Annotated in this window: 12 protein-coding genes and 4 tRNA genes; all 16 read right to left on the bottom strand. The window is 58.5% G+C overall.

Features of this window, described 5'->3' with window-relative positions:
* Positions 1-148 precede the first annotated feature (148 nt).
* Entirely contained in the window at positions 149-4,348 is a 4,200-nt protein-coding gene (gene rpoC, locus GJV18_RS16960) for a DNA-directed RNA polymerase subunit beta' (protein WP_160347662.1), read from the bottom strand.
* Positions 4,349-4,412: 64 nt separating this feature from the next.
* The gene (rpoB, locus tag GJV18_RS16965) at positions 4,413-8,486 is read right to left on the bottom strand and encodes a DNA-directed RNA polymerase subunit beta (protein WP_160347663.1); all 4,074 of its coding nucleotides are present in this window, start codon (positions 8,484-8,486) and stop codon (positions 4,413-4,415) included.
* Positions 8,487-8,702: 216 nt separating this feature from the next.
* Positions 8,703-9,071 (bottom strand): 50S ribosomal protein L7/L12, encoded by a 369-nt coding sequence (gene rplL, locus GJV18_RS16970; RefSeq protein ID WP_160347664.1) that lies wholly within the window; start codon positions 9,069-9,071, stop codon positions 8,703-8,705.
* 81 nt (positions 9,072-9,152) lie between these two features.
* The gene (gene rplJ, locus GJV18_RS16975) at positions 9,153-9,653 is read right to left on the bottom strand and encodes a 50S ribosomal protein L10 (protein ID WP_160347665.1); all 501 of its coding nucleotides are present in this window, start codon (positions 9,651-9,653) and stop codon (positions 9,153-9,155) included.
* A gap of 197 nt (positions 9,654-9,850) precedes the next feature.
* The gene (rplA, locus tag GJV18_RS16980) at positions 9,851-10,546 is read right to left on the bottom strand and encodes a 50S ribosomal protein L1 (protein ID WP_160347666.1); all 696 of its coding nucleotides are present in this window, start codon (positions 10,544-10,546) and stop codon (positions 9,851-9,853) included.
* Positions 10,546-10,977, bottom strand: coding sequence for a 50S ribosomal protein L11 (rplK, locus tag GJV18_RS16985; RefSeq protein WP_004373444.1), 432 nt, complete (start codon positions 10,975-10,977; stop codon positions 10,546-10,548). The genes rplA and rplK overlap by 1 nt, the downstream gene beginning before the upstream one ends.
* A 117-nt stretch (positions 10,978-11,094) precedes the next feature.
* Positions 11,095-11,628, bottom strand: a complete 534-nt coding sequence (gene nusG, locus GJV18_RS16990; protein WP_160347667.1) for a transcription termination/antitermination protein NusG — start codon at positions 11,626-11,628, stop codon at positions 11,095-11,097.
* 11 nt (positions 11,629-11,639) lie between these two features.
* The gene (gene secE, locus GJV18_RS16995) at positions 11,640-12,008 is read right to left on the bottom strand and encodes a preprotein translocase subunit SecE (RefSeq protein WP_160347668.1); all 369 of its coding nucleotides are present in this window, start codon (positions 12,006-12,008) and stop codon (positions 11,640-11,642) included.
* Positions 12,009-12,052: 44 nt separating this feature from the next.
* Positions 12,053-12,128: transfer RNA gene (locus tag GJV18_RS17000), tRNA-Trp, on the bottom strand.
* 53 nt (positions 12,129-12,181) lie between these two features.
* Positions 12,182-13,375, bottom strand: a complete 1,194-nt coding sequence (gene tuf / locus GJV18_RS17005) for an elongation factor Tu (protein ID WP_160347660.1) — start codon at positions 13,373-13,375, stop codon at positions 12,182-12,184.
* An 84-nt stretch (positions 13,376-13,459) separates the two neighbouring features.
* Positions 13,460-13,535: transfer RNA gene (locus GJV18_RS17010), tRNA-Thr, on the bottom strand.
* Between the two features lie 27 nt (positions 13,536-13,562).
* Positions 13,563-13,636, bottom strand: a tRNA-Gly gene (locus GJV18_RS17015).
* Positions 13,637-13,660: 24 nt separating this feature from the next.
* Positions 13,661-13,745, bottom strand: a tRNA-Tyr gene (locus GJV18_RS17020).
* A 141-nt stretch (positions 13,746-13,886) separates the two neighbouring features.
* A complete protein-coding gene (locus GJV18_RS17025) occupies positions 13,887-14,558 on the bottom strand; it encodes an SPOR domain-containing protein (RefSeq protein WP_160347669.1) in 672 nt (223 codons plus the stop codon).
* Between the two features lie 9 nt (positions 14,559-14,567).
* Entirely contained in the window at positions 14,568-15,311 is a 744-nt protein-coding gene (locus GJV18_RS17030) for a pantothenate kinase (protein WP_160347670.1), read from the bottom strand.
* Positions 15,301-16,263 (bottom strand): bifunctional biotin--[acetyl-CoA-carboxylase] ligase/biotin operon repressor BirA, encoded by a 963-nt coding sequence (birA, locus tag GJV18_RS17035; RefSeq protein WP_160347671.1) that lies wholly within the window; start codon positions 16,261-16,263, stop codon positions 15,301-15,303. The genes GJV18_RS17030 and birA overlap by 11 nt, the downstream gene beginning before the upstream one ends.
* Between the last annotated feature and the right edge of the window lie 219 nt (positions 16,264-16,482).

The raw sequence follows: 16,482 nt of genomic DNA on the forward strand, positions 1-16,482 counted from the left end.
TAAGCTCCACTGTTGTCTTTCGACGCTATTACCCTACAAACAAAATGGCAGAGCGGATGCCCTGCCAAATTTAGGGGTGCATGAGTCTAATGAGACTCGCCGCCCCAGTCAAGACAAAGCCCCGCCAGCGGACTGGCGGGGCTCAGGCTTAATTGCTGCTGGAGTTCAGCGCTTCGGTCAGTGCGGCTTCCACCTCACTGGCGCTGACGCGGACCGGCTTGTCGGCATCACGCTTGCGCTTGCGCTCGCTGTGATAGGCCAGACCGGTACCGGCCGGGATCAGGCGACCGACCACCACGTTCTCCTTCAGGCCGCGCAGGAAGTCGCGCTTGCCGGTAACCGCCGCCTCGGTGAGGACGCGGGTGGTCTCCTGGAAGGAGGCCGCGGAGATAAACGACTCGGTGGACAGCGAGGCCTTGGTGATACCCAGCAGAACGCGGTCGTACTTGGCGATGAACTTGTCATCAGCCGCCAGACGCTCGTTCTCACCCAGTACCGCGGTCAGCTCCATCTGATCGCCCTTGATAAAGGCGGAATCACCCGACTCGGTCACTTCGACCTTGCGCAGCATCTGACGCAGGATGGTCTCGATGTGCTTGTCGTTGATCTTCACGCCCTGCAGGCGGTAGACGTCCTGGATCTCGTTGACGATGTACTTGGCCAGCGCGCTGACGCCCAGCAGACGCAGGATGTCGTGCGGATCGCTCGGACCGTCGGAGATCACTTCGCCCTTGTTCACCTGTTCGCCTTCGAACACGTTCAGGTGACGCCACTTCGGAATCAGCTCCTCGTACGGATCGCTGCCATCGGTCGGGGTGATGACCAGACGGCGCTTGCCCTTGGTCTCCTTACCGAAGGAAATGGTGCCGCTGATTTCCGCCAGGATCGAAGCTTCCTTCGGACGACGGGCTTCAAACAGGTCGGCAACGCGCGGCAGACCACCGGTGATGTCACGGGTCTTCGAGGTTTCCTGCGGGATACGGGCGATAACATCACCGACCGCCACCTGGGCACCGTTGGCCACACCCACCAGGGCGTTGGCCGGCAGGAAGTACTGGGCCGGCACGTCGGTGCCCGGCAACAGCAGATCCTTGCCATCGTCGCCCACCATCTTCACGGCAGGACGGATTTCCTTGCCGGCAGCCGGACGATCCTTCGGATCGAGGACTTCGATGTTGGTCAGACCGGTCAGTTCGTCGGTCTGGCGCTTGATGGTGATGCCCTCCTCCATGCCGACGAAGGTCACGGTACCCTTCATTTCGGTCACGATCGGGTGGGTGTGCGGGTCCCACTTGGCGACGATGGCGCCAGCGTCGACCTTGTCGCCTTCCTTCACGGAAATCACGGCACCGTACGGCAGCTTGTAACGCTCGCGCTCACGCCCGAATTCGTCGGCAATCGCCAGCTCACCGGAACGCGACACGGCAATCAGGTTGCCATCCAGACGTTCAACGTGCTTGAGGTTATGCAGGCGGATGGTACCGCCGTTCTTCACCTGTACGCTGTCCGCAGCCGAGGTACGCGAAGCCGCACCACCGATGTGGAAGGTACGCATGGTCAGCTGGGTACCCGGCTCACCGATGGACTGGGCGGCGATAACGCCGACCGCTTCACCGATATTGATCTGGTGACCGCGGGCCAGGTCGCGACCGTAGCACTTGGCGCAGATGCCGTAGCGGGTTTCACAGGTGATTGGCGAGCGCACGACCACTTCGTCGATGCTGTTGAGCTCGATGAACTCGACCCACTGCTCGTCGATCAGGGTGCCGGCCGGCACGATGACGTCATCGGTACCCGGCTTGAACACGTCCTTGGCGATCACTCGACCCAGCACGCGCTCACCCAGCGGCTCGACCACGTCACCGCCTTCGATGTGCGGGGTCATGACCAGACCATGCTCGGTGCCGCAATCGATTTCGGTCACCACCAGATCCTGGGCCACGTCGACCAGGCGACGGGTCAGGTAACCGGAGTTCGCGGTCTTCAGGGCGGTATCCGCCAGACCCTTACGGGCACCGTGGGTGGAGATGAAGTACTGCAGAACCGACAGACCTTCGCGGAAGTTCGCGGTGATCGGCGTTTCGATGATGGAGCCGTCCGGCTTGGCCATCAGGCCACGCATACCGGCCAGCTGGCGGATCTGCGCGGCAGAACCACGAGCACCGGAGTCGGCCATCATGTACATGGAGTTGAAGGACTCCTGCTCGACGGTCTTGCCCTCGCGATCGACAACCGGCTCTTTCGACAGGTTGGCCATCATCGCCTTGGACACTTCGTCGTTGGCCTTGGACCACAGGTCGATAACCTTGTTGTACTTCTCGCCCTGGGTCACCAGGCCGGAGGCGTACTGCGATTCGATCTCTTTAACTTCCTCGGTGGCGGCGTCGATGATGCGCGCCTTCTCATCCGGGATGACGAAGTCGTTCACGCCGATCGATACACCGGAGATGGTCGAATAGGCGAAACCGGTGTACATCAGCTGGTCAGCGAAGATCACGGTGTCCTTCAGACCCACAGTGCGGTAGCACTGGTTGATCAGCTTGGAGATCGCCTTCTTCTTCATCGACTGGTTGACCACGTCGTAGGACAGGCCCGCCGGAACGATCTGGAACAGCAGCGCGCGGCCGACAGTGGTGTCGACGATGCGGGTGTTCTTGGTGATGCTGCCGTCGCGGTCTTTGATGACCTCGTTGATGCGCACTTTAACGCGGGCGTGCAGGGACGCTTCACCGGCGCGGAATACGCGGTCGACTTCCTGCAGGTCGGCGAATACGCGACCTTCGCCCTTGGCGTTAACGGCTTCACGGGTCATGTAGTACAGACCCAGAACCACGTCCTGGGACGGCACGATGATTGGCTCACCGTTGGCCGGCGACAGGATGTTGTTGGTCGACATCATCAGCGCACGCGCTTCCAGCTGGGCTTCCAGCGTCAGCGGCACGTGAACGGCCATCTGGTCACCGTCGAAGTCGGCGTTGTACGCGGCGCAGACCAGCGGGTGCAGCTGGATGGCCTTACCTTCGATCAGTACCGGCTCGAACGCCTGGATACCCAGACGGTGCAGAGTCGGCGCACGGTTGAGCAGGACGGGGTGTTCGCGAATCACTTCGGCGAGAACGTCCCACACCTCCGGCAGCTCGCGCTCGACCATCTTCTTGGCGGCCTTGATGGTGGTCGCCAGACCACGCATTTCCAGCTTGCCGAAAATGAACGGCTTGAACAGCTCCAGGGCCATTTTCTTCGGCAGACCGCACTGGTGCAGACGCAGGGTCGGGCCTACGGTGATCACGGAACGACCGGAGTAGTCCACGCGCTTACCGAGCAGGTTCTGACGGAAACGACCTTGCTTACCCTTGATCATGTCGGCCAGCGACTTCAGCGGACGCTTGTTGCTGCCTGTGATGGCGCGACCGCGACGGCCGTTGTCGAGCAGGGCGTCGACCGCTTCCTGCAGCATGCGCTTTTCGTTGCGCACGATGATGTCCGGCGCCGACAGGTCGAGCAGGCGCTTGAGACGGTTGTTACGGTTGATCACGCGGCGGTACAGATCGTTCAGATCCGAAGTCGCGAAGCGGCCACCATCCAGCGGTACCAGCGGACGCAGATCCGGCGGCAGAACCGGCAGAACGGTCAGCACCATCCACTCAGGCAGGTTGCCGGAGTCCTTGAAGGCTTCCATCAGCTTCAGGCGCTTGGACAGCTTCTTGATCTTGGTCTCGGAGTTGGTCTGCGGAATCTCTTCACGCAGGCGACCGATCTCGTGATCCAGGTCGATGGCGTGCAGCAGCTCGCGCACGGCCTCGGCGCCCATGCGCGCGTCGAAGTCGTCACCGAACTCTTCGAGAGCTTCGAAGTACTGCTCGTCGTTCAGCAGCTGGCCCTTCTCCAGGGTGGTCATGCCCGGATCGATCACCACGTAGCTCTCGAAATAGAGCACGCGCTCGATGTCACGCAGGGTCATGTCCATCAGCAGGCCGATACGGCTCGGCAGGGACTTGAGGAACCAGATGTGGGCAACCGGCGAAGCCAGTTCGATGTGCGCCATGCGCTCACGGCGAACCTTGGCCAGGGCCACTTCCACGCCGCACTTCTCGCAGATCACACCGCGATGCTTGAGGCGCTTGTACTTGCCGCACAGGCACTCATAGTCCTTGACCGGGCCAAAGATCTTGGCGCAGAACAGACCATCGCGCTCAGGCTTGAAGGTACGGTAGTTGATGGTTTCCGGCTTTTTAACTTCACCGAACGACCACGAACGAATCATCTCGGGCGAGGCCAAGCCAATACGGATGGCGTCGAACTCTTCGATCTGACCCTGGTTTTTCAGCAAATTCAGTAGGTCTTTCAAGGCCTTTCCTCCTAGAGGAGCAGGGAGTGGGCGATACCGCCCCACCCCCAATGCGCGTCACGTGTTATTCGGTTTCCAGATCGATGTCGATGCCGAGCGAACGGATCTCTTTGATCAGTACGTTGAAGGACTCGGGCATGCCCGGCTCCATACGGTGATCGCCATCCACGATGTTCTTGTACATCTTGGTACGGCCGTTCACGTCGTCCGACTTCACGGTCAGCATTTCCTGCAGGGTGTAGGCGGCGCCATAGGCTTCCAGCGCCCAGACCTCCATCTCCCCGAAGCGCTGACCACCGAACTGCGCCTTACCACCCAACGGCTGCTGGGTAACCAGGCTGTAGGAACCGGTGGAACGCGCGTGCATCTTGTCGTCGACCAGGTGGTTCAGCTTGAGCATGTACATGTAGCCAACGGTAGTCGGACGCTCGAACTGGTTACCGGTACGACCGTCGATCAGACGCATCTGGCCGCTTTCCGGCAGATCAGCCAGCTTCAGCATGGCCTTGATCTCGCTTTCCTTGGCACCGTCGAAGACCGGAGTCGCCATCGGCACACCGCCCTTGAGGTTGTGCGCCAGCTTGAGGATTTCCTGATCGCTCAGTTCGTCCAGATTCTCCTGACGGCCACCAATCTCGTTGTAGATCTGCTGCATAAACTTGCGCAGCTCGGCGACCTTGCGCTGCTCATCGAGCATGCGGTTGATCTTCTCGCCCAGGCCCTTGGCCGCCAGGCCCAGGTGGGTTTCGAGGATCTGGCCGACGTTCATACGCGAAGGTACGCCCAGCGGGTTGAGAACGATGTCGACCGGGGTACCGTTGACGTCGTGCGGCATGTCTTCGACCGGCATGATCACCGAGACCACACCCTTGTTACCGTGACGACCGGCCATCTTGTCGCCTGGCTGGATGCGGCGGCGGATGGCCAGGTAGACCTTGACGATCTTCAGCACGCCCGGCGCCAGGTCATCGCCCTGCTGCAGTTTGCGCTTCTTGTCTTCGAACTTGTCGTCGAGCATCTGACGGCGGTCGGAGATATAGGCCTGGGCCTTTTCCAACTGCTCGTTCAGGGCATCGTCAGCCATGCGCAGCTTGAACCACTGACCACGCTCCAGACCATCGAGGAACTCGTCGGTGACTTCTGCACCCTTCTTCAGGCCAGCGCCGCCTTCGGCTTTCTTGCCTACCAGGGCAGAGCGCAGACGCTCGAAGGTCGCGCCTTCGACGATGCGGAACTCTTCGTTGAGGTCCTTGCGGATCTCGTCCAGCTGCTGCTTCTCGATGGCCAGGGCGCGGCTGTCACGCTCTACGCCGTCGCGGGTAAAGACCTGCACGTCGATAACAGTGCCCTTGGTGCCGGTCGGCACACGCAGGGAGGTGTCCTTCACATCGGACGCCTTCTCACCGAAGATCGCACGCAGCAGCTTCTCTTCCGGGGTCAGCTGGGTTTCGCCCTTCGGCGTGACCTTGCCGACCAGGATATCGCCCGGGCCCACTTCGGCGCCTACATAGACGATACCGGCTTCGTCCAGCTTGTTCAGCGCCGACTCACCAACGTTGGGGATATCGGAGGTGATTTCTTCCGAGCCCAGCTTGGTATCACGGGCCACACAGGTCAGTTCCTGGATGTGGATGGTGGTGAAGCGGTCTTCCTGAACCACACGCTCAGACAGGCAGATGGAGTCTTCGAAGTTGAAGCCGTTCCACGGCATGAACGCCACGCGCATGTTCTGGCCCAGCGCCAGTTCACCCATGTCGGTGGACGGACCATCGGCCAGGATGTCGCTGCGCTCAACCTTGTCACCCTTGCTCACCAGCGGACGCTGGTTGATGCAGGTGTTCTGGTTGGAGCGGGTGTACTTGGTCAGGTTGTAGATGTCGACACCGGCTTCGCCAGTTTCAACTTCGTCGTCATTAACGCGAACCACGATACGGCTGGCATCGACCGAGTCGATCACACCGCCACGACGCGCCACGACGCAAACGCCGGAGTCACGGGCAACGTTGCGCTCCATGCCGGTACCTACCAGCGGCTTGTCGGCGCGCAGGGTCGGTACAGCCTGACGCTGCATGTTCGAACCCATCAACGCACGGTTGGCGTCGTCGTGTTCAAGGAACGGAATCAGCGAGGCGGCAACCGAGACAACCTGCTTGGGCGAAACGTCCATCAGGGTGACGTCTTCCGGCGCCTTCACGGTGAATTCGTTGAGGTGACGCACGGCCACCAGCTCATCGACCAGCTGACCTTTGTCGTTCATGGTCGCCGAAGCCTGGGCGATCACGTGATCGGCCTCTTCGATGGCGGACAGGAAGACGATCTCGTCGGTGACCAGGGTGTCCTTCACCACACGGTACGGGCTTTCCAGGAAGCCGTACTGGTTGGTGCGGGCATAGGCCGCCAGGGAGTTGATCAGACCGATGTTCGGACCTTCAGGGGTCTCGATCGGGCACACACGGCCATAGTGGGTCGGGTGTACGTCACGGACTTCGAAGCCAGCACGCTCACGGGTCAGACCGCCCGGGCCAAGAGCCGAAACACGGCGCTTGTGGGTGATCTCGGAGAGCGGGTTGTTCTGGTCCATGAACTGCGAGAGCTGGCTGGAACCGAAGAACTCTTTAACGGCAGCCGCAACCGGCTTGGCGTTGATCAGATCCTGCGGCATCAGGCCTTCGCTTTCGGCCATCGACAGACGTTCCTTGACCGCGCGCTCAACACGCACCAGACCTACACGGAACTGATTCTCGGCCATTTCGCCAACACAACGCACACGACGGTTACCCAGGTGGTCGATGTCGTCGACAATGCCTTTGCCGTTACGGATGTCGACCAGGGTCTTGAGCACCTCGACGATATCTTCGCGGCTCAGTACGCCGGAACCTTCGATCTCGGTACGCCCGATACGACGGTTGAACTTCATGCGGCCGACTGCGGACAGGTCGTAACGCTCGGCACTGAAGAACAGGTTGTTGAACAGGGTCTCGGCGGCATCCTTGGTTGGCGGCTCGCCAGGACGCATCATGCGATAGATCTCGACCAGCGCTTCCAACTGATTGGTGGTGCTGTCGATCTTCAGGGTATCGGAGATAAACGGACCGCAATCGATATCGTTGGTGTACAGGGTCTCGATGCGGACGACCTGGGCCTTGACGATCTTGGCCAGGACTTCGACGTTCAGCTCGGTGTTGCACTCGGCGATGATTTCGCCAGTGGCCGGGTGCACGATGGCCTTGGCCGTGGTGCGACCGATCAGGTAGTCGATCGGCACTTCCAGCTCTTTGATACCGGCCTTGTCCAGCTGGTTGATATGGCGCGCAGTGATGCGACGACCTTGCTCAACAATGACCTTGCCCTTGTCGTCCTTGATATCGAGGACGGCCACTTCACCACGCAGGCGCTGCGGCACCAGCTCCAGGTTGAGGGTTTCGCCCTTCACATGGAACACGTTGGTGTCATAGAAGGCATCCAGCACTTCTTCAGTGCTGTAACCCAGGGCGCGCAGCAGCACGGACGCCGGCAGCTTGCGGCGACGGTCGATACGCACGAACACGGCGTCCTTCGGGTCGAACTCGAAGTCCAGCCAGGAGCCGCGGTAAGGAATGATACGCGCCGAATACAGCAGCTTGCCCGAGCTGTGAGTCTTGCCACGGTCGTGGTCGAAGAACACACCGGGCGAACGGTGCAGCTGGGAAACGATTACGCGCTCGGTACCGTTGATTACGAAGGTACCGTTCTCGGTCATGAGCGGAATTTCGCCCATGTACACTTCTTGCTCTTTGATGTCCTTGATCGCTTTGTTCGACGATTCTTTGTCGAAAATGATCAGACGGACTTTGACTCGCAGCGGTACGGCGAAGGTTACGCCGCGCAGTACGCATTCTTTGACATCAAAAGCCGGCTCGCCCAGGCGATAACCGACATACTCCAGAGCAGCATTGCCGGAATAGCTGATAATCGGGAAAACAGACTTGAAGGCCGCATGCAGGCCAATGTCACGGAACTGGTCCTTGGTCGCTCCTGCCTGCAGGAATTCGCGATACGAATCCAGCTGGATGGCCAGGAGATAAGGCACATCCATGACATCCGGCAACTTGCTAAAGTCCTTGCGGATACGTTTTTTCTCAGTATATGAGTAAGCCATCAGCGTTCCCCAGCTTGGTCACCTGCTTATTTGGCCCCTCCGACGGGAGTAGCCAGAAACTCTTGCAAACCCAAGGTTTGCGCCACCTACAGAGGCGGGTTTCAGCTCCAGGCCGGCAATCGAATAGCCGACCTAGAACGGAAAAAGGCCGGTGGCATTAGCCACCAGCCATCAGCCTTTTGCGAGTCGCTCGGGCTGTATACGCAAGGTCGTCGCTTACTTGAGCTCGACTTTGGCGCCTGCTTCTTCCAGTGCCTTCTTGGCAGCTTCGGCTTCTTCTTTCGAAACGCCTTCTTTAACAACGCCAGGAGCGCCGTCAACTACTGCTTTGGCTTCTTTCAGACCCAGGCCGGTCAGTTCACGAACTGCCTTGATCACGTTCACTTTCTTGTCGCCAGCTTCAGCCAGAACGATGGTGAACTCGGTCTGCTCTTCAGCTACAGCGGCAGCAGCGGCCGGGCCGGCAGCAACAGCAGCGGCGGCGGTAACGCCAAACTTCTCTTCCATTGCCTTGATCAGTTCAACAACCTGCATCACGGACATTTCGGAAACGGCGTTGATGATGTCTTCGTTGGTCAGAGCCATGACTCTAATTCCTGTATTGGGGGACAGCCTTCGCGGCCATCAAATTAAACAAATAAGGGCGAAAGCGGTTACGCAGCCTTATCAGGCAGCAGCACCTTCTTTCTGGTCGCGAACAGCTGCCAGGGTACGAACGAACTTGCTGGTGGCGCCTTGCATGACACTCATCAGCTGGGCGATAGCTTCGTTGTAGGTCGGCAGTGTTGCCAGTACGTCGATCTGATTGGCTGCGAGGAACTGACCCTCGAACGCAGCTGCTTTGATCTCGAACTTGTCCTGACCCTTGGCGAATTCCTTGAAGATACGGGCAGCAGCGCCCGGATGTTCGTTGGAGAACGCGATCAGGGTCGGGCCTTTGAACACGTCGTTGAGCACGTCAAACTGAGTGCCTTCAACGGCGCGGCGCAGCAGGGTGTTACGTACGACTTTCACGTACACACCAGATGCGCGGGCCTCTTTACGGAGTCCGGTCATAGCACCAACGGTCACGCCACGGGCATCAGCCACGACAGCGGAAAGGGCAGCTTTGGCAGCCTCGTTGACTTCAGCGACGATGGCCTTCTTGTCTTCGAGTTTAATTGCCACGGGTTTACTCCTGGATGTTACCGTTTCGTCCAACCGAAGCTGGACGGCGTTTTGGTGTCTGATTCGGTAAGAATCGGGAGCACCATCTGCGTAGGCTGTTGGTTTAAGGCTTGCGCCACCTACGGTCTTGGATAGCCCCCGCCAGGCAGGGACCCCAATTTTTCAACCGGCCGAACTCAGTTCGGCCGGCTTATTGATTAAACGTCGAGCGAACCTTGATCGATGATCAGACCCGGGCCCATGGTGGTGCTCAGGGTTACGCGCTTGACGTACACACCCTTGGAGGTGGACGGCTTCAGGCGCTTCAGATCGGCGATCAGAGCTTCAACGTTCTGCTTCAGTTTTTCCGGCTCGAAACCGACCTTGCCAACCGAACCATGGATGATGCCGTTCTTGTCGGTACGGAAACGCACCTGACCAGCCTTGGCATTCTTCACGGCAGTGGCTACGTCCGGAGTCACGGTACCGACTTTCGGGTTCGGCATCAGGCCGCGCGGGCCGAGAACCTGACCCAGCTGGCCAACAACGCGCATGGCGTCCGGGGAAGCGATCACTACGTCGTAGTTCAGATCGCCGCCCTTCATTTCGGCAGCCAGTTCGTCCATACCTACGCGATCAGCGCCGGCAGCCAGAGCGGCTTCAGCAGCTGGGCCCTGGGTGAACACGGCCACGCGAACGCTTTTGCCCGAGCCGTTCGGCAGAACGGTGGCACCGCGAACAACCTGGTCGGATTTACGCGGATCAACACCGAGGTTAACGGCGATATCGACGGATTCGGAGAACTTGACTGCGGACAGCTCAGCCAGCAGAGCGGCCGCTTCTACAAAGCTGTAAGCCTTGCCAGCTTCAACTTTCTCGGCGATTGCCTTTTGACGCTTGGTCAACTTAGCCATTACACACCCTCCACGTTGAGGCCCATGCTACGCGCGGAACCGGCGATGGTACGCACGGCCGCATCCAGGTCAGCTGCAGTCAGATCGGCCTGCTTGGTCTTGGCGATCTCTTCCAGCTGGGCACGGGTCACGGTGCCGACTTTGACGGTGTTCGGGCGAGCCGAACCGCTGGTCAGGCCTGCGGCCTTCTTCAGCAACACCGAAGCCGGGGTGCTTTTGGTTTCAAAGGTAAAGCTGCGGTCACTGTAAACAGTGATGATCACAGGAGTCGGCAGACCAGGCTCCATGCCCTGAGTCTTGGCGTTGAACGCCTTGCAGAATTCCATGATGTTTACGCCGTGCTGACCCAGAGCCGGACCAACGGGTGGCGACGGGTTGGCCTGGCCGGCCTTCACTTGCAGCTTGATATAAGCCTGAATCTTCTTAGCCATGAGCTACTCCAATTGCGGGTACAAGCGCCAAAAGGCTCCCCGATTAACAACACGTATATCCCAGTGACGACAAAACCCCGCAGCCTATGGCTGCGGGGTAAGGGATGCTTTTGTCAGTTATGCCTTCTCGACCTGACCAAACTCCAACTCGACCGGCGTTGAACGACCAAAGATGGTCACTGCAACCTGGACGCGACTCTTTTCATAGTTCACCTCTTCAACGACACCGCTGAAGTCAGCAAACGGACCGTCCACCACACGCACCATCTCACCCGGCTCGAACAACGTCTTCGGCTTGGGCTTGTCACCGCTGTCGGCAACACGACGCAGAATGGCTTCAGCTTCTTTCTCGGTGATGGGAGCCGGCTTGTCGGCAGTACCGCCAATAAAGCCCATGACGCGCGGCGTATCCTTGATCAGATGCCAAGTCGCCTCGTTCATTTCCATCTGCACCAAGACATAGCCGGGGAAGAACTTGCGCTCACTCTTGCGCTTTTGCCCGTTGCGCATCTCGACCACTTCTTCCGTGGGCACGAGAATCTCGCCGAACACATCTTCCATACCGGCTAGCTTTACACGCTCGATCAACGAGCGCATTACATGCTTCTCGTAACCCGAGTAAGCATGCACAACGTACCAACGCTTAGCCACGGGGGACACCTTTAACCAACAATCAGGGAAACAAGCCAGCCCAGCAGGGAATCCAGACCCCACAACAACAGCGCCATGACCAGAACCACAGCCACCACGATCAACGTGGTCTGCGTAGTCTCTTGGCGAGTCGGCCAGACGACCTTGCGAATTTCAGTACGAGCCTCTTTGGCCAGCACGGAGAAGGCCTGCCCTTTCGCGGTCTGCAAACCAACGAAACCAGCAACAACAGCCAACACCAACAGAACCAGAACGCGATACAGGAGCGGCTCAGCAGAGAAGTACTGATTACCAACAACACCCACGACTACCAGGGCAGCAACAACCAACCACTTGAGCAGATCAAAGCGAGAGTCTTTGGCTTCAGCCTTAACGTTCATGCAAGGAAATCCTGTAAATAGACGCGCCAGATTCTTTAAGAAAATGGCAGGTCAGGAGGGAATCGAACCCCCAACCTACGGTTTTGGAGACCGTCGCTCTGCCAATTGAGCTACTGACCTAAAGCAAAATCAGGCCGACCATTATGCCGGCCTGATAGGGACAGATCAACCGATTACTCGACGATCTTGGCAACCACGCCAGCACCAACGGTACGGCCACCCTCGCGAATCGCGAAACGCAGGCCGTCTTCCATGGCGATCGGCTTGATCAGGGTAACAACCATTTTCACGTTGTCGCCCGGCATTACCATCTCAACGCCTTCCGGCAGTTCGCACGAACCGGTTACGTCGGTGGTACGGAAGTAGAACTGCGGACGGTAGCCCTTGAAGAACGGGGTGTGACGACCACCTTCTTCCTTGGACAGCACGTACACTTCAGCTTCGAACTTGGTGTGCGGCTTGATGGTGCCCGGCTTGGCCAGAACCTGGCCACGCTCTACGTCGTCACGCTTGGTGCCGCGCAGCAGGACGCCACAGTTCTCACCAGCACGACCTTCGTCGAGCAGCTTGCGGAACATTTCCACACCGGTACAGGTGGTCTTGGTGGTGTCACGCAGACCAACGATCTCGATTTCTTCCTGGATCTTGACGATACCGCGCTCAACACGACCGGTTACCACGGTGCCGCGGCCGGAGATGGAGAACACGTCTTCGATCGGCATCAGGAACGGCTTGTCGATGGCACGAACCGGCTCAGGGATATAGCTATCCAGGGTCTCAACGAGCTTCTTGACGGCAGTGGTGCCCATCTCGTTGTCGTCCTGACCGTTCAGCGCCATCAGCGCGGAGCCGATGATGATCGGGGTGTCGTCGCCCGGGAAATCGTAAGTGCTGAGCAGGTCACGCACTTCCATTTCCACCAGCTCCAGCAGCTCGGCGTCGTCAACCATGTCGGCCTTGTTCAGGAACACGACGATGTACGGAACACCTACCTGGCGGGACAGCAGGATGTGCTCACGAGTCTGCGGCATGGGGCCGTCAGCAGCGGAGCAAACCAGGATAGCGCCGTCCATCTGGGCAGCACCGGTGATCATGTTCTTCACGTAGTCGGCGTGACCCGGGCAGTCAACGTGCGCGTAGTGACGAATGTTGGAATCGTACTCTACGTGGGCAGTGTTGATGGTGATACCACGAGCCTTCTCTTCCGGGGCGCTGTCGATCTTGTCGAAGTCAACCTTGGCGGAACCGAACACTTCGGAGCACACACGGGTCAGAGCAGCAGTCAGAGTGGTTTTACCGTGGTCAACGTGACCGATGGTGCCTACGTTGACGTGCGGCTTGTTACGTTCAAACTTTTCTTTAGCCATCTCTACTGTCTCCCAGCGAAGAATTGAGCAAGTGTCACCGCCATTAAAATAAAGGCAGATACTTGCATATCTGCCTTTATAAAATGGAGCTCATGAGCGGATTTGAACCGCTGACCTCACCCTTACCAAGGGTGTGCTCTACCAACTGAGCTACATGAGCGAAACATTTTCGCGATTACCGCAATGCTGGAGCGGGTAGCGGGAATCGAACCCGCATCATCAGCTTGGAAGGCTGAGGTTCTACCACTGAACTATACCCGCGGAGCCTGCAGCTCACGCTAAATCTGGTGGAGGGAGAAGGATTCGAACCTTCGAAGTCGATGACGTCAGATTTACAGTCTGATCCCTTTGGCCACTCGGGAATCCCTCCAAACGGGCCGGCATTCTCATTCGATGCCAACCTACTGTCAAGCAATTTCTCATTAAAAAACCTGAGCTTAGCTACATTGACAGCAACTTCGCAGATCACTTGTTAGCGCCACCCTGCGAAGCGGGCGCCATTCTATGCAATCTATTGCGCCGACGCAATCCCTTCGCAAGGCATTAATTGATGTTGTAAGCCTTTGAAGTCCAAGGCCAAACGCTCAAGCAGCAGATCACCCGCAAGACGTCGACTGGCCGGATCGATGCGCACCCAAAAACTTCGATGTGCACGCGGCAACTCTTTAAGCGCCGGCTCATAACCCGCCACCCGCAAACGCTGCATAACAGCCTCTGCCGAGTCAATGCGCGGAAATATTCCAAGGGATATGCCATTGGCCAGCTCACCCTCGGTAATTATGTAGCTGTCGATTCTGCGCGCCTGCAGTTCCCGCAACTGACGCAAGGAGGCCTGCCGAGACGCCAGCGGGGTTAAATACACCCAGTAATCCAGGCCCGACTGCGCCTCGATAGCCTGCACAGAAGAACGTATATCAAGACTTAGCAGCCTCTGCTCGATCTGCTCGGCCGCCTCACGCGCATCAAACGACCCCAGAAACAAACAAACCGACTCCGGAATCTCACGCCTCGATGCCTCTCGCTCAACCGGCGCATCAGACTCACTTAGCAGGCGAATTTCTGATTTACCCTCGCGCACCGAAGGCAGCGGCGCTATTTCGGTCACCCGCATAGGCGCCTGCTGCTGATGCCAGACGTAGTAGAACAAATTCAACACCACTAACCACAAAAACATCCAACGCATTGAGCATCCTCAGGGCAAGGGACAGGCAATAGCCAGCCCGACAAAGACCAAGTCAGGCACAACCCGAGCTTCCGGCAAACGCTCGCGCACCAGGGCCGAGTCGCCCCCCGTCAGAAACACCACAAAATCACCCAGACGCTCACGTGCCATTAACAGCTGCGCATCAACGAATCCCTGCAGCATCAGCGCACAACCTCGCTCGACCGCCTCCGCCGTCGAATGTCCCGGCTCAAGACTACGCAGCGCCTGTTGCGCCGCCGCCTTGTCATAACGAATACGCCGAGTATGGGTGCATAGCTGATTACGCAAAAGCGGCATTCCCGGACAGATATAGCCCCCCAGATGCACACCATTAGAAGACACCAAGTCCGCAGTAACCGCCGTCCCTAGATCCAGCACCAGACATGCGCCGCGCCCCAGGCTGAACGCACCCACCAAGGCCAGCCAGCGATCCAGGCCCAAGGACTGATAGTTCTCATAGCCATTACGCACTCCAGCCAACTCAGGAGCCGAGCGCGCCATATGACAAGCGATATCAAAATGCTTCTGCAACACCTCAACCAGCGCCAAGGTCTCAGCATCGGAGCGCACGCTTACAAGGCGACAAGCCCTTAGCTTTGGGCCATGCAGCTCCAGAGTCGCAACAAGCTCCGCGTCGGAACCCGCCACACCAAACGCAGCAACAACCTGCTTAGCGCCAGCGATGATCCGCCACTTTATAAAGCTGTTACCGCAATCCAGCTCAAGAATCATTACGCAGCCTCAGACTGAGCTCACCACCACTGAAGCACTGCTCAGCCCCAGCCACTTCTAAACGAATCGCACCGGAGTCATCGACTCCCAGCACCACACCCTCTATACCACCCGCGCCGGCACTTAAACTAACCTCACGCCCCTGCCACAGATGGCTGCCCTCCCACTCCTCACGCAACGCGGCAAAGCCCGAATCACGATGGATGGCGAGATAACGCGCCAACTGTGCATTGAGCCGAACCACCAAATCATTACGATCTATCGTCCGCCCAAGCTCGGCACACATTGAGGTATAGGGCTGATCGATCTCATCTAAACCGGGCAGCATATTCACGTTAACCCCAATACCTATCACCAGGTGACAAACATCCCCAGGGTCACCGGACAGCTCCAGTAAAATGCCCGCCAGCTTACGCCGACCAACGAGCACATCGTTGGGCCACTTCAGGCCGGCATCATGCAGCCCCATTGCACGCAAAGCCGAAAGCAACGCCAGGCCAACCACCAGGCTCATCCCATCCAGCCGATGAACCCCGCCCTCAATCTTCAATACCAAGCTGTAATAGAGGTTTTCTGCAAAAGGGCTCACCCAGACACGCCCACGTCGCCCACGCCCCGCAACCTGGCGCTCTGCCAGCAAGACGAAGGGCGGCAGACGCCCTCCCTGCAAAGCACGCAATGCTTCGGCATTGGTGGAGTCAACGACAGGCAAAACGCTTAACGGCCAGGCATCAGGCACCTGAGCCGCCGCAATGAGCGCCTCGTCTAACAATTGAAGAGGCCGCTCCAGACGATAGCCGCGACCGCGGATCTTATGGATAGGTATAGCGAGCTCGGATTCCAGTGCCTGCAACTGCTTCCAGACCGCCGCACGACTGATCCCCAGGACCGCGCCAAGCGCTTCTCCCGAGTGAAAACGCCCATCCTGAAGGAGCCTGAGTAATGGAAGCATGCCTAGCCCACCGATCAAAGAGCCACGCATCATAGCGAGCAGACTTTATCTTGCCTATCGCGCTCGCCCGCCATTTGGCAGCGATGCAGAAACTTTAAGAGCACGCCTGGCAACAAACCTGAGCAGCAGCCAGTGCCGGCCAGATTTATAAACGACACGCAAAGTAAAACCCCCGACCGTTTTCACGATCGGGGGTTTTGGTGTAGGTGCTTGACGATG

This window comes from Pseudomonas xionganensis, from assembly GCF_009763245.1.
Classification (GTDB): domain Bacteria; phylum Pseudomonadota; class Gammaproteobacteria; order Pseudomonadales; family Pseudomonadaceae; genus Aquipseudomonas; species Aquipseudomonas xionganensis.

Bases quoted from the DNA above. Each gene is read 5' to 3' on its own strand.
- rpoB (WP_160347663.1), bottom strand. From the start codon at position 8,486: ATGGCTTACTCATATACTGAGAAAAAACGTATCCGCAAGGACTTTAGC.
- rplL (WP_160347664.1), bottom strand. From the start codon at position 9,071: ATGGCTCTGACCAACGAAGACATCATCAACGCCGTTTCCGAAATGTCC.
- rplA (WP_160347666.1), bottom strand. From the start codon at position 10,546: ATGGCTAAGTTGACCAAGCGTCAAAAGGCAATCGCCGAGAAAGTTGAA.
- rplK (WP_004373444.1), bottom strand. From the start codon at position 10,977: ATGGCTAAGAAGATTCAGGCTTATATCAAGCTGCAAGTGAAGGCCGGC.
- secE (WP_160347668.1), bottom strand. From the start codon at position 12,008: ATGAACGTTAAGGCTGAAGCCAAAGACTCTCGCTTTGATCTGCTCAAG.
- tuf (WP_160347660.1), bottom strand. From the start codon at position 13,375: ATGGCTAAAGAAAAGTTTGAACGTAACAAGCCGCACGTCAACGTAGGC.
- GJV18_RS17025 (WP_160347669.1), bottom strand. From the start codon at position 14,558: ATGCGTTGGATGTTTTTGTGGTTAGTGGTGTTGAATTTGTTCTACTAC.
- GJV18_RS17030 (WP_160347670.1), bottom strand. From the start codon at position 15,311: ATGATTCTTGAGCTGGATTGCGGTAACAGCTTTATAAAGTGGCGGATC.
- birA (WP_160347671.1), bottom strand. From the start codon at position 16,263: ATGCTTCCATTACTCAGGCTCCTTCAGGATGGGCGTTTTCACTCGGGA.